The following is a 13259-nucleotide window of genomic DNA, read 5'->3' as shown; positions in this document are numbered from 1 at the left end:
TTTACTGCAGAAGCCATTGTATGAATGCGCAAAAAACAATGTCCACCCAAGCATGGCTCGAAATGGGTCTGCTGGCCGTGATCTGGGGCGGCTCCTTCCTGTCGATCCGCCTCGCGCTGAACGAAGTACCGGTTATGACCGCCGTAGCGCATCGGGTCTTTTGGGCAATGTTGGTGCTGTGGGGCTATATCCTTGTCCGCAAATTTCCCCTGCCAACCAGCCCAAAAATCTGGGTAGCCTTTCTAGTCATGGGTCTGCTCAACAACGTCATTCCCTTTTCTCTAATGGCTTGGGGGCAGCTACATATCGAGACAGGACTGACTTCCATCCTCAACGCGACCACCGCAATTTTCGGGGTTGTTGTCGCCTCCATCGTGTTTAGTGACGAGCGGCTAACAAAGAGCAGAGCTATCGGTGTTGTACTTGGTTTCTTGGGGGTGGCTACAGCCATCGGGTTAGAGAACCTGATGCAGTTCAACATTCGCTCCACCGCTCAACTTGCTGTATTAGCAGGAACTTTATCATATGCTTTTGCAGGTGCATGGGCTCGAAAAATGCTCGTCGGCCTTTCACCACAGGTGGCTGCGGCGGGCATGTTGACCGGATCGACCGCCGTCATGGTGCCTTTGGCATTCGCGATAGACGGGCCACCGTCGTTCCAGTTGAGCGTCACCGCGTGGGGAGCTATCGCCTATTACGCGGTCGTTGCCACCGCTTGCGCCTACCTGCTCTATTACCGCATCCTTGCAATGGCAGGCAGTGGTAACTTGATGATCTGTACGTTGCTGGTGGCCCCTGTCGCCATCATTCTGGGCGCACTTGTCTTGGGCGAGGAATTGGCACCACGTGCCTATGCGGGTTTCGGGTTACTCGCACTTGGCCTGCTGGTGTTGGATGGCCGCATCTTCGCTAAATTCCGCAAAGCCCCCTAGCAAGCGCGGCCACACCCCGCTACCTATTTGCGCGTGTGAATAGGAGCCACGTGCATGATCTACAACTCAGGACAGGACTGGCTGCAAGCCGAGGCGAAAAAAGTGCTGTTCTTCGGCATGTCCGGCCTTGGGAAAACCCACGTTTCCAACATGTTGCGCGGCACAGGTGAATGGTTTCACTACAGTGCGGACTACCGCATTGGCACGCGCTACATGGGCGAGTACATCACCGACAATTTCAAGCGCCGCGCGATGCAGGACCCGTTTCTGGCGGAGCTGTTGCGCTCTGACAGTATCTATATCGCGTCGAACCTGACCTTCGACGACCTGTCGCCGCTGTCCACCTATCTGGGCAAGCCGGGCAATCCCGAGCTGGGTGGCCTGAGTTTCGCTGAATACCAGAAGCGGCAGGCACAGCACCACCGTGCGGAGGTCGCTGCACTGTATGACACGGCGCATTTCATCGAACGCGCCAAGGATCTGTACGGATACGACAATTTCGTCTGCGACAGCGGTGGCTCCACCTGCGAGGTCGTGGATCCGTTCAACCCCGAAGACCCGTTGCTGGCCGAGTTGGCGAAGAACCATTTGATGGTGTGGATCGAAGGTTCACCGGATCACGAGACCGAACTGGTGCGGCGCTTCAAGCGCGCGCCCAAGCCGATGTGCTACCGGCCGGACTTCCTGAGTGAGCTTTGGGGCGAATATCTGGATACAAACAAATGTGCCGAAGAAGAGGTAAATCCCAACGATTTTATGACCTTCACCTATGCGCGTGCCATCTCCCAGCGGGAACCACGTTACCGTGCGATGGCTGATAATTTCGGGATCAAGGTAACACATACCGATCTGGGTAAAGTGACATCTTCCGAAGGTCTCAATGAGTTGATCGCGGCTACCCTTGGCAACAGGGGCTAACCTGCCTAGTTAACAAAGCCTTAGAGAACGGAACTCCTTGTTATGCCCATCAAGCTGCCCTCCTCCTCCCTGCCCGCCTATGACGTGCTGTCGCGCGAGGGCGTGAGCGTGATGAGCGAAGATCAGGCGGCGCGGCAGGACATCCGGCCCTTGCGCATTGCGCTGTTGAACCTGATGCCGAAGAAGATCCAGACCGAGAACCAGTTTGCCCGGCTGATCGGCGCGACGCCGTTGCAGATCGAACTTTCCTTGATCCGCATGTCGGAGCACGAAACCAAGACCACCGCCGCCGAGCATATGGAGGAGTTCTATCGACCCTTCCAAGAGGTAAAGGACCAGAAGTTCGACGGGCTCGTGATTACCGGCGCACCAATCGAGCATCTGCCGTTCGACGAGGTGACCTATTGGGACGAGCTGCGCGAGGTGATGGACTGGACGCAAACCAATGTGCATTCCACCTTCGGCGTTTGCTGGGGTGGCATGGCGATGATCAACTATTTCCATGGGGTGAAAAAACACCTGCTGGATCACAAACTATTCGGCTGTTACCGGCACACCAACCTAGACCCCGCCTCGCCCTATCTGCGCGGCTTTTCGGATGATTGCGTGATCCCCGTGTCGCGATGGACGGAGATGCGTCAAGACGAGATCGACGCGGCGGACGGGCTGACAACGCTGCTGGGCAGCGAGGTTGCCGGTCCCTGTTTGGTCGAGGACCGGAAGCATCGGGCGATCTACATCTTCAACCATTTCGAGTATGATAGCTGCACGCTGAAGGAAGAATATGACCGCGATGTCGCTGCCGGCACCGCGATCAACGTGCCGGTGAATTACTATCCCGACAACGATCCGACCAAGAAGCCGATGAACAGGTGGCGCAGCCACGCGCATCTGCTTTATGGCAACTGGATCAACGAGATATACCAGACAACTCATTTTGACCTGGACATGATCGGTGCTTAAAGTCGCGCTTCTCATCGCTGCGTTACTGGCCTTGGCCGGATGCGGCACCGCGTTGGACAAGCGGATCAAGGCACGCACAGCGAAAGCGCTGGCAGAACATCCACCGACAGGGCAAATTCTGGACGTGAACGGGACGCGCGTGCATGTCCATGTGGAAGGCACCGGCCCCGATGTGGTGCTGATCCACGGCGCGGGTGGCAACTGGCAGGACTTCACCTTTTCACTGATCCCCAAGCTGAAACACCAATTTCGATTCATCGCCATCGACCGCCCTGCGCATGGGCATACGGGGCGGATCGCGGGACGCGCGGGCGATGTGGAAAGCGTGAATGAACAGGCTGACCTGCTTCATGCGGCGGCTGAGATGGTCGGAGCGGACAAGCCGATTGTTCTCGGCCAAAGCTATGGCGGCGCGGTCGCGCTGGCCTACGGCTTGCGCCACGGAGCGGATACCTCGGGGTTGGTGATCGTCTCCGGCGTGTCGAATCCGTGGGAGGGTGATCTAGACATCTGGTATCGCCTCACCGACACGTGGTTCGGGCGGCATGTGCTGATCCCTATGACCTCGGCCTTTGCCAACGACCAGAAGGCTGGCGAGACGCTGGAGGCCATTTTCGCCCCCGATCCCGTGCCGGAAGGGTATCTGGAGCATATGGGCTACGGGCTTGCCATCCGGCCTGCCCAACTAAAAACCAACGCCGCCATGGTCAACTCGCTGCTGCCGCAGATCGAGGCGCAGGCAAAGCTCTATAGCGGGCTGGATATGCCTGTCGAGATCGTGCACGGGACAGCGGACACGATTGTGCCCTACGACGTGCATGCCGTGCCACTGTCGCAAAAGCTGCCGGACGCGCGGGTGACGAAGCTCGACGGGATCGGCCATATGCCCCACCACGCCGACGCACCCAGCACGATCAACGCTCTACGCCGTTTGGCAAAACGCGCTGGCCTGCAATAGGTTAAGGCTTCATAGTAACGCGGAAATACAATGTGAGGCCACCATGACCCTGCCCTTCGACGGTGCCATCTCCAAGTTCTATAAGGAAGAGATTCCTGACGGTGTCCGTGAGGCAATCCGCAATGCGGGCAAAAACGACATTCTGGCGCAAAGCTATCCGTATGACGAACGCATGGATCGTGACGACTATGACGACACCATGAAACGTCTTCAGGTGGAACTGATGAAGTTGCAAGCGTGGGTCAGAAAGGAAGGCAAGCGCGTCGCCATCGTGTTTGAGGGACGCGACGCGTCGGGAAAAGGCGGCACTATCAAGCGGTTCCGAGAGAATATGAACCCACGCAATTGCAAGATCGTCGCGCTGTCCAAACCCACCGAGGAAGAGCGCGGCCAATGGTATTTCCAACGCTACGTCAAACACATGCCGACGGCGGGGCAGATCACCCTGTTCGACCGCAGCTGGTACAACCGCGGGGTGGTGGAAGATGTGTTCGGCTTTTGCTCCGTCGGGGAGCGGCAGCACTTCTTCGCCCAAGTGCCGGATTTCGAGAAAATGCTGGTGGATGACGGGATCATCCTCATCAAGCTGTGGCTGAATGTCGGGCGGGCCGAACAGTTGCGGCGGATGCTTGCACGCGAGAAAGACAAGCTGAAACAGTGGAAACTGTCCTCGATTGACGTAGAGGGGCTGCACAAGTGGGATGCCTATTCACGTGCCATTTCCGAGACGTTTGACGCCACAGACACAGCCCATGCCCGATGGACGGTTATTCGCTCTGATGATAAGCGCCGCGCGCGGATTTCGGCGCTGCGCAAGGTGCTGAATTCGATCCAATACGCCAACAAGGATGACAGCATAGCTATCCGTCCAGACGCCAAGATTTGCGGCGGTGTGGATATGTGGTCGCCGAATGCCTAAGCGCGGATACCACCACGGCAATCTTAAGCAGGCCTTAGTCGAGGCTACGTTAAAGCTGATCGAGGACAAGGGCCCAACTGGTTTTACGGTTGCCGAAGCGGCGAAATTGGCAGGAGTAACGCCTGCAGCTGTTTACCGCCATTTCGACGGTCGTGAAGCGCTGATCGCAGAATGTGCGCTGCAGGGGCACCGTATCTTTGGCGATCTTATGGAGCATGCCTATGCGGACGGTCACCCGACCGCACTCAAGGCGTTTGAGGCAACAGGCCGCGCCTATCTTGCCTTCGCCCGCAAATTTCCCGGCCACTACATGGCGATGTTTGAAAGCGGCGTGAACCTGCAAGCCAATCCAGTGCTAGCTACCGCCGCCGACCGGTCGCGCGGAGTGCTGGAACAGGCAGCACAAAAGTTGTCAGAGCATATCCCCGCCGACAAGCGTCCTCCCGCCACAATGTTCTCCAGCCATATCTGGGCAATGTCGCACGGCGTCGTGGAGCTGTTCGCGCGTGGTGCACCGGGCGCAAAGGCTCCCTTTCCGCCCGAGGATCTGCTGGAGGCAGGGATCGGCATTTATCTGCGCGGCCTGGGATTGATAGAACCGGACAGGTAGTTAGCTAGGGCTATCACCTGATCACGTGACGTCGAACCCGACCGGTTCCCGAGCAATTGTCGCAATAGGTGTCACCATGAACACCCATGTATCGGCCACGCCCGTTACATGCGCCACACTCGCGCGTGCGCTCACCGCTTTTGCCAGACGGCCTGTCGTCAAAGTCTCCCATTCGCATTTTCGCCAGTTTGGTTTTCCAAGCCCGTTCGTCCTCATGAATGCGCCTTTGCCCTTCGATATGATGACTTAGAACCTCATTCTGGCGCTGGATGAAGTTTACCTCGGATTCACCCGGTATTCGCTCCATGTTCTCAATGGGATTTCTGAAAACGGTCTTGTCGCGCGCTTGCGACTTCTGATCGCGCTGCGCAGCCGCCCGTTCTTCTTCCATTTGCTTCTGCTTAGCATTGACGTAACCACGCGCCGCAGCTTTCAAAAGTTCGGCCCATAAAGGGGATTTCGTGGCAGCCATTGATACTCTCCAAAAATCACCCCTGAAATTCCAAGATTATAGCATATTTTCGCTAGAAACGAAAAAGGCCGCCCCAAAGGACGGCCTTTCGCAACAATTTGGCAAGCTTAACGCTTGGAGAACTGGAAGCTCTTACGGGCTTTCGCTTTACCGTATTTCTTACGCTCAACCACGCGGCTGTCGCGGGTCAGGAAGCCAGCGGCTTTTAGAGCGCCACGCAAGGACGGATCATAAAGCTGCAGCGCCTTGGAGATGCCGTGCTTAACCGCACCAGCTTGACCAGACAGACCGCCGCCTTTGACAGTCGCCATAACGTCGAACTGATCTTCGGTGCCGGATACGGTGAAAGGCTGACGCAGAATCATTTGCAGCACGGGGCGTGCAAAATATGTGTTCTGCTCTTTGCCATTCACGATGACCTTGCCGGAACCCGGTTTGATCCAAACGCGAGCGACCGCGTCTTTACGTTTACCGGTTGCATAGGCGCGGCCCAGATCGTCACGGACAGGCTCGCGGGAAATGGCTTCTGCCACAGCTTCAGCTGGGGTGACGCCTTCTGCGATGGTGTTCAACTCATCGAGGGATTGGATTTCGTCAGCCATTCTTATGCGCTCCGCGTGTTTTTCTTGTTCATGGACTTTACGTCCAGAACTTCGGGGGATTGAGCTTCATGCGGGTGATCAGCCGATGCGTAGACACGCAGGTTGGTCATTTGCTGACGCGACAGGACACCACCGGGAAGCATACGCTTCACGGCTTGGGTCAAAACGCGCTCAGGGTGCTTGCCCTCAAGAATTTCTGCGTTTGTGCGGGACTTGATACCGCCCGGGTGGCCAGTGTGCCAATAGTTTGGCTTCTCGCGCTTGTTGCCGGTCAGCTGGATTTTGTCAGCGTTGATGACGATGACGTTGTCGCCCATATCCATGTGCGGAGTGAAGGACGGCTTGTGCTTGCCACGCAAGCGCATCGCGATGATGGACGCGAGACGGCCCAGAACAACGCCTTCGGCGTCGATCAGGATCCATTTCTTGTCGATATCGCTAGGTGTAGCGGTAAAGGTTTTCATGGGTTTTCCTCAAGAATTACGGCCACGGGGCTTGGAGCCCCTTGGGATGGCGTGTTTCTAACGGAACTGGACGTGCAGTCAACGGCATATTTGTTGATTTTATATAACAAAATCAGTGACTTATAAATAAGGTATTTATTTACCCCACACTCATCACGTCACATAGATCATGCTTGGTGTTAGCGCTATGCCCCAAAGCCAGAATGCGACCCACAAAACGCCCCCCAATGCGGACAAGCCCGCAAGCCGTTTTCGGCCCTTTGATACTGCAACAATCATCAGCGGCAGCTGGGCTATGGCCAGAAGGAATCCACCAAGGGTCAAGAACAGCTCAACACCTACAACAAATCCCACCATGCCTACGTCAGTTGCCAATGTGTTTCGCGTCACCAGAACAAACACTGCGAAGGCCAGCCCCCAAACTGCGGGCGAAATCGCAAGGGCTGCCAAGCGGCTCAACTTGGAACAGGCGGAATCGAATAGGTTAAGGACGCGCGGGCCACAGGCTTATCTGGCTCCGATTCAGAATAAAGACGGCCTTCGGTCACCGCCAACACGCGGCCAAGCTTGAGCAGTTCCATTTTACACAACAGCCTCCCCGGTGCGGGCTTGCGCATAAAATCAATGGAGCAATTGGTTGTTACGGCCAAGGCAACCGGCCCTAGCACTGACAGGATACAGAAATAGGCACAAACATCGGCCAGTGCAAACATGGAAGGGCCGGAAACTGTGCCGCCCGGACGAAGGTGCTTCTCGGACGCGGACAATGCCATGGTCACGAAAGGTGGCGCGATCTCGACAAACTCAAAGTCGTCCGCCACTTGCGTAAAATCACGCAACAGGAACGCCTCCAATGCGGCCTTGTCCATCTTCACTTCCATACTTCCCCCCTGCCCCTCTTCGCCCTAGGCTTCAGAGATACCGGACCAGATCAAGGGTGGAATGACAAGATGAACGATGCGTTAGTTTTACGTGCCGGCGACGGCCCCGTTGCCCGACTGACCTTGAACAACCCCGCCAAGCTGAACGCCTTGTCCGATGCGATGCTGGCTGCGCTGCATGTCGCTTTGGATAAGGTGGCCGAGGATGAGGCCATACGCGTTGTGATCCTGAATGGTGCGGGAAAAGTATTTTGTGCGGGCCATGATCTGAAGGAAATGCAAGCGGCGCGCGAGGCAGGTGACGGTGGCCGCGCGGACTGGCTTGATCTGTTCGCGCGATGCTCCGCCGTGATGGCGCGTATCCAGAGCCTGCCGCAGCCTGTGATCGCGCAAGCCCATGGGATCGCCACCGCGGCGGGGTGCCAATTGGTCGCGACCTGTGATCTGGCAATCGCGGCGCGCGATACAAAATTCGGGGTGAATGGTGTGAATATCGGGCTGTTCTGCTCTACGCCAATGGTTGCGCTCAGCCGCAACATCCACCGCAAGCAAGCGTTTGAGATGTTGACGACAGGGGAATTTATCGACGCGCATCGGGCGCGCGAAGTAGGGTTAATCAACCGCGTCGCGGAAACTGATTTGGAGACCGAGACCATGGTATTTGCCCAGACAATCGCTGCCAAGCTGGGCTCGGCGGTGCGCATCGGCAAGCAAGCCTTCTATGAGCAATCCCAAATGACGGTAGCAGATGCCTATGCCTACACAGGCGACGTCATGGCGGCGAACATGGCGCTGGATGACACCGATGAAGGCATCAGTGCATTTTTAGAGAAGCGCAAACCCAGCTGGAGCTAGTGCCACGTCCCGCGCGGATGAAAGGCGTGGAATGCGAAGGCGAACATCACGTCATGAACGATGTCGCTCCCCTGCCCGTTTCGAACCCGAACGGCTCCGACACTACGGCCTTTGCCGATCTTGCGGCTATCAAGCGCCGAGGCTTGCTCGCCCTGCCAAGACAGTTCAACCCCGTGTTCGCGTATGGTTTTCTCACGTCGCAGACGTTCCATTGACCACGCGCGGTTGCCCACGCGGATCACACGCGCCATTGGATCGACACCGTTCGGTGGCAAGGCACCGTCATAGAGGAACGGACGAGCGGCGGTGTCGTATTTAACGTAGGGGTTTGAGCCATAGTTAAAATTCTTGCGTGGAGCGTTCAGTACCAGTCCATCAGGGTTTCTGTCTTTGTAGGTCTCCCAGCTTTCCATCCAACTGGGGATTTGCTTGAGCGAGCGTCCAGCAAGCTGCCCCACAATCCCTTCGCCGACCGCTTGCTGCCACCAGCTTTCGGTTTGGCGGTCGTACATGACCATATCCGAGTTGCGCAGGTTACCTGACACGCCGAACGACAACGTGCGCCCCGCTATGCGGCGATCAAACACCACACCAGAATTGCACAACGGGCAGAAGGTCACGGCGATTGGCGTGCCGCCTACAACGTCATTCACGATCTCATGCACCATGAAGTAGCGGATCGGATAGGCGCGCGGTCGTTGGCCTTTGATCTCGACGGTCATCACAGGTTCTCGCGGGCCGATGCGACGTTCATCCGAGACCTTCAAGAAAGTCGGATCATCGACAGCGGGAATACCATCCTTGCCGGGGCCGCCAGAGCGGATCTCGGACAGGTCGACAGTGGTGTTAGAAAAATCAGTGTTCGGCCACTGGGCCGAAAGATAGGAGGTTTGCGCAGTCGCGACGAACGCCAGAGCCATCCAGAACGCAGTCAGGAAAATAAAAAAACGGGCCATGCTTACTCCTCCCAAAGAAGCATGACCCGTTCCTCGCTGCCTGAACAGCCCTGCTCACGCAGGATTGACGGCGCGTTAGTCGGTGACGCGAACGGCTTTCATCTGATCAGGTGTGCCAAGCACAGAGCCGTTGGCCCCTTTGCCAAGCTTGATCTGATCAACGACATCCATGCCGGACGTCACTTTTCCCACAACGGTGTATTGACCGTTCAGAAAATACCCCTCGTCAAACATGATGAAGAACTGGCTGTTGGCGGAGTTGGGGCTTTGGCTACGTGCCATGCCGACGACGCCACGATCAAAGTTAAGGTCGGAAAACTCGGCGGGCAGGTCGGGGCGGTTCGAGCCCCCGCGCCCTGCACCACTGGTATCACCACCGGCCTTACCGAATTCGACATCGCCGGTTTGCGCCATGAAGCCGTCGATCACACGGTGGAACACAACACCATCATAGGCACCTTCTGAGGCCAGGGCGGTGATTTGCTCGACGTGCTTCGGGGCGACGTCCTCGAACAAGTCGATAACGACTGTACCGTTGGCATCGCCTGCGATGTCAACTTCCAGACCGGTCGCCAGCGCCGGACACGCGATCAGACAGGCGCAAGCTGCGAGAAGTTTATTCACCGTCACCACCATCGGCGTCTGCTTCCGGCTCGGCTGTGTCATCATCTGACGGAGCCGCGGCACCGCCAACATCTGCAGCAACGGTCACCGAGATCATGCGATCGGGATTCATTGGCGGCTCGCCGCGCTGGATGGCGTCGACATGCTCCATACCTTCAATGACGCGGCCATACATGGTGTATTGGCCGTTCAGGAAGCTGTTGTCTGAAAAGTTGATGAAGAACTGGCTGTTGGCTGAATTAGGGTTGGCAGACCGCGCCGCGCCAATGGTGCCACGATCGTGGGGCAGCTTGGAGAATTCTGCAGGCACATCAGGAAGGTCGGAACCGCCGGTGCCGGCCATCCGGATGTTGAAATCTTTTTCCATGTTGCCGTTCGCCACATCGCCAGTTTGTGCCATGAAGCCGTCAATCACGCGGTGAAACGCTACGTTATTATACGCACCGGAACGGGCCAATTCCTTCATTCGCGCGGTATGCTGAGGGGCCACGTCTGGAAGCAATTCAATGGTCACTGTGCCACCAGAAAGTTCCATCAGGATTGTGTTTTCAGGGTCTTTGATATTGGCCATTTTTGGGGCGCTCCTAAGCGTTTTGATTTGGCGACAAACTAGACCAGTGGCGGGCGGTGTAAACCCCCGCTTGCAAACCTGAACACCTGGCTCAAATCTAGCCCAATCGCTCGAGCAATGCTGCTTTAACGGAGGGGGTGACGAATTTCGATACATCGCCGCCTAAACGCGCGATCTCCTTGACGAGTTTCGACGCAATTGCCTGGTGCTGCGCCTCTGCCATCAAGAAGACAGTCTCGATGCTGTTATCCATGGCGCGGTTCATGCCCACCATCTGATACTCGTATTCGAAGTCCGCAACAGCGCGAAGGCCACGAACGATGACGGTTGCACCAACGTCTCGAGCACAATGTATCAGCAGGTTCTCGAAAGGATGCACAACGATCTCGCAGCCCGTTTCGCGACTGACGCTTTTGCACTCGGCCTCGATCATTGCCGTGCGTTCCTCCAACGAGAAAAGCGGGCCCTTGTCACGGTTTATCGCAACGCCGATCACCAGCTTGTCTACCAAGGAACACGCCCGACGGATAATATCTGAATGCCCAAGCGTGATGGGATCAAAAGTGCCGGGATATAGTCCAATGCGCATAAGCTGGCCTTCTTTCGTCTAAAGCACGGTCACGCAACAATATTGCGCGTGGGATTGCAAGGCGATTGCGATTTTACGTCTCTGCGGCTCCACCGAACAATGCTTCGACTTGCGCTTGGGTCAGGTCGGTTGTCGTCTCTGCGAAGGAATATCCACTTGGCTTTTGGTCGATAAATAGCTGTTGCGACAGAGTGAGCCCTTTTTGGTCATCCATAGTTCCTGCGCCAATGTGGTAGATGCCATGATGCTCCCCCGGTGCGGTAACGCGGTAATACAGGTTAGACCCGCATGTTTTGCAAAAGGCGCGTTCTGCCCAAGGTGAGGATTTAAATACTTGGATATTATCGTTGCCTTCAAAACGGATCGCGTCGGGCTTAATAGCCACCCCTAAATAAACGCCACCGCTCCATCGTCGACACATGGAACAATGACAGGCCCCAAGTTCGGGCTCCGCGACCGAGGCGCTGTAGCTCACTGCGCCGCACATACATTTGCCACTTACGTCCAACGCCATTGCCCTAATGCCCCATGATCATCCCTTGGAGCGCATCTTTCTCCATGGCCAATTCGCTAAGACGCGCTTTCACCACGTCGCCCAAGGTGACCAGACCAACCATTTCACCGTCTTCGACAACCGGCATGTGGCGGAAGCGCCCTTCGGTCATTTTACTCAGGATGGAGTCAGCGCGATCACTTTTTGTACAGGTGACCAGCTTTTTGGTCATCATGCTCTCGACAGTCTCGGAAAGGCATCCGGCACCGCGTTTTCCGATCTCCCGCACGATGTCGCGCTCCGACAGAATGCCGAGCGCTTTTTTGTTGTCGGAGGACACGACTACCGAGCCGATCCGGCGTTTGGACAGCATATTGGTTGCGTCCGCGACCGAGGCCTCTGGCTTAATCGTGACAACTCCGTCATCCGCCTTTAGCTTCAAAATGTGGCTCACCAGCATGCGCTTCTCCTCTTTTCGTCAAACAAAAGTGATCAATATACACACTGTCGTCCCAAGGTTGGGTTTGCGTCAAGTCTGACCTTCCAACCTCGCCACTTCTTGCCGAACTCTAAGCCCCAATTCCTGTGCAAAAAACCGAAGGCGGGAGATGTTTCGGTCGTCGGCATGGCGCACCAGATAAAAGCTACGCCTCAACGAAAATTGACCGGTAAGCACCTTTGTTAGCTCTGGCGCAAAGGGAAGTGCAAAGTCATGGCCGATTACCAGTCCTGCCCCGACCCGCGCCCAATTCAGCTGAACCGATGCCGAGTTTGATGCAAAATTTGTTCGCGGCCCGCCAATCTCCGACAGATAGTCAAGTTCGGTATCGAATATCAGATCAGCGATGTAGCCGATGATTTTGTGATTTTTCAGATCCTCAACACCGTTCAACGGCGCTGCCTCGCTAAGGTAGTCGCGGCTGGCCATCAAATGTAGATGATAGTCAGCCAGTTTTTGGCTGGTTAGCCTGCCCGTGGTCGGCGGGGAGACCGTGATTGCCATGTCAGCCTCGCGCTTGGACAGATTGAACACACGGGGCAGTGCAACGATCTGCACCTCTAATCCGGGATGATCTGCGCAGATGGACGCGCAAACTTGCGGCAACAAGTAGTTGGCGCAACCGTCAGGGGCACCGACGCGTATTTGACCAGTCATTGCTTCGGCCCCGCCCGTCGCATCATCATGTGCATTCATGATTGCCGTCTCAACAACCTCGGCGCGTGTTGCCAAACGCTCGCCCGCTTGAGTTAAAGCGTATCCCTGTGGCGACTTCATAAAGAGCGTCACCTCCAACGCCTCTTCCAACCGCGCTATCCGTCGCCCAACCGTGGCTGGATCAAGCCGCAGCGCTTTGCCGCCGCGCGACAGGCTTTCTGTTCGCGCCACTGCTAGAAAGACCCGCAAATCATCCCATTTTGGCTCTGGCACAATCATCCTGACATTTTTGCAAA

General features: G+C 56.4%; 18 protein-coding genes and 1 pseudogene. 7 read left to right on the top strand and 12 right to left on the bottom strand.

What is annotated here, in order from left to right:
• The first annotated feature begins 20 nt into the window (after positions 1-20).
• The 6 genes from BCF46_RS12920 to BCF46_RS12895 are packed head-to-tail and all read left to right on the top strand — an operon-like array spanning position 21 to position 5300.
• Positions 21-932 (top strand): DMT family transporter, encoded by a 912-nt coding sequence (locus BCF46_RS12920; RefSeq protein WP_121024904.1) that lies wholly within the window; start codon positions 21-23, stop codon positions 930-932.
• A gap of 54 nt (positions 933-986) precedes the next feature.
• The gene (locus BCF46_RS12915) at positions 987-1850 is read left to right on the top strand and encodes an ATPase (RefSeq protein ID WP_121024902.1); all 864 of its coding nucleotides are present in this window, start codon (positions 987-989) and stop codon (positions 1848-1850) included.
• Between the two features lie 42 nt (positions 1851-1892).
• Positions 1893-2813: a homoserine O-acetyltransferase MetA gene (gene metA, locus BCF46_RS12910; protein ID WP_121024900.1), complete on the top strand. Its 921-nt coding sequence runs from the start codon at positions 1893-1895 to the stop codon at positions 2811-2813.
• Entirely contained in the window at positions 2806-3771 is a 966-nt protein-coding gene (locus BCF46_RS12905; RefSeq protein WP_121024898.1) for an alpha/beta fold hydrolase, read from the top strand. Before metA ends, BCF46_RS12905 begins: the two co-directional genes overlap by 8 nt.
• 43 nt (positions 3772-3814) lie before the next feature.
• A complete protein-coding gene (gene ppk2, locus BCF46_RS12900; protein WP_121024896.1) occupies positions 3815-4690 on the top strand; it encodes a polyphosphate kinase 2 in 876 nt (291 codons plus the stop codon).
• Positions 4683-5300, top strand: coding sequence for a TetR/AcrR family transcriptional regulator (locus BCF46_RS12895; RefSeq protein ID WP_121024893.1), 618 nt, complete (start codon positions 4683-4685; stop codon positions 5298-5300). Before ppk2 ends, BCF46_RS12895 begins: the two co-directional genes overlap by 8 nt.
• Positions 5301-5313: 13 nt before the next feature.
• Here BCF46_RS12895 and BCF46_RS12890 read toward each other — a convergent pair whose 3' ends face one another.
• The 5 genes from BCF46_RS12890 to BCF46_RS12870 form a co-directional block, all read right to left on the bottom strand.
• Positions 5314-5772 carry a DnaJ-like cysteine-rich domain-containing protein gene (locus tag BCF46_RS12890; RefSeq protein WP_121024891.1) on the bottom strand — a complete coding sequence of 153 codons (459 nt, stop codon included), beginning with the start codon at positions 5770-5772 and terminating at the stop codon, positions 5314-5316.
• Between the two features lie 107 nt (positions 5773-5879).
• Positions 5880-6374, bottom strand: coding sequence for a 30S ribosomal protein S9 (rpsI, locus tag BCF46_RS12885; RefSeq protein WP_121024890.1), 495 nt, complete (start codon positions 6372-6374; stop codon positions 5880-5882).
• Between the two features lie 2 nt (positions 6375-6376).
• A complete protein-coding gene (gene rplM / locus BCF46_RS12880) occupies positions 6377-6838 on the bottom strand; it encodes a 50S ribosomal protein L13 (RefSeq protein ID WP_121024888.1) in 462 nt (153 codons plus the stop codon).
• Positions 6839-6991: 153 nt separating this feature from the next.
• Positions 6992-7297, bottom strand: coding sequence for a hypothetical protein (locus BCF46_RS12875; protein ID WP_170157935.1), 306 nt, complete (start codon positions 7295-7297; stop codon positions 6992-6994).
• Complete coding sequence (locus BCF46_RS12870) at positions 7294-7719, bottom strand: PaaI family thioesterase (protein WP_121024884.1); 426 nt, start codon at positions 7717-7719, stop codon at positions 7294-7296. The genes BCF46_RS12875 and BCF46_RS12870 overlap by 4 nt, the downstream gene beginning before the upstream one ends.
• Positions 7720-7788: 69 nt before the next feature.
• Between BCF46_RS12870 and BCF46_RS12865 the strand changes: the two genes are divergently transcribed.
• Positions 7789-8574, top strand: a complete 786-nt coding sequence (locus tag BCF46_RS12865; RefSeq protein ID WP_121024882.1) for an enoyl-CoA hydratase — start codon at positions 7789-7791, stop codon at positions 8572-8574.
• Here the strand turns inward: BCF46_RS12865 and BCF46_RS12860 are convergent.
• The 7 genes and pseudogenes from BCF46_RS12860 to BCF46_RS12830 form a co-directional block, all read right to left on the bottom strand.
• Positions 8571-9530, bottom strand: a complete 960-nt coding sequence (locus BCF46_RS12860) for a DUF3179 domain-containing protein (protein WP_121024880.1) — start codon at positions 9528-9530, stop codon at positions 8571-8573. The two genes, BCF46_RS12865 and BCF46_RS12860, sit on opposite strands and share 4 nt — an antisense overlap.
• 75 nt (positions 9531-9605) lie before the next feature.
• Positions 9606-10154 carry a peptidylprolyl isomerase gene (locus BCF46_RS12855; RefSeq protein ID WP_425454423.1) on the bottom strand — a complete coding sequence of 183 codons (549 nt, stop codon included), beginning with the start codon at positions 10152-10154 and terminating at the stop codon, positions 9606-9608.
• A 70-nt stretch (positions 10155-10224) separates the two neighbouring features.
• A pseudogene (locus BCF46_RS12850) lies at positions 10225-10725 on the bottom strand (peptidylprolyl isomerase); the annotation flags it as partial.
• Between the two features lie 97 nt (positions 10726-10822).
• Complete coding sequence (coaD, locus tag BCF46_RS12845; protein WP_121024874.1) at positions 10823-11314, bottom strand: pantetheine-phosphate adenylyltransferase; 492 nt, start codon at positions 11312-11314, stop codon at positions 10823-10825.
• A gap of 73 nt (positions 11315-11387) precedes the next feature.
• Positions 11388-11828: a GFA family protein gene (locus BCF46_RS20090; protein ID WP_121024872.1), complete on the bottom strand. Its 441-nt coding sequence runs from the start codon at positions 11826-11828 to the stop codon at positions 11388-11390.
• A 4-nt stretch (positions 11829-11832) separates the two neighbouring features.
• Entirely contained in the window at positions 11833-12267 is a 435-nt protein-coding gene (locus BCF46_RS12835; RefSeq protein ID WP_121024870.1) for a CBS domain-containing protein, read from the bottom strand.
• 69 nt (positions 12268-12336) lie between these two features.
• Positions 12337-13236 carry a LysR family transcriptional regulator gene (locus tag BCF46_RS12830; RefSeq protein ID WP_245990117.1) on the bottom strand — a complete coding sequence of 300 codons (900 nt, stop codon included), beginning with the start codon at positions 13234-13236 and terminating at the stop codon, positions 12337-12339.
• Positions 13237-13259: the final 23 nt, after the last annotated feature.

The sequence above is a fragment of the Litoreibacter meonggei genome, assembly GCF_003663885.1.
Lineage (GTDB): Bacteria > Pseudomonadota > Alphaproteobacteria > Rhodobacterales > Rhodobacteraceae > Litoreibacter > Litoreibacter meonggei.
Note: the sequence above shows the minus strand (reverse complement) of the source record. Positions and strands in the feature narration are given on the sequence as shown.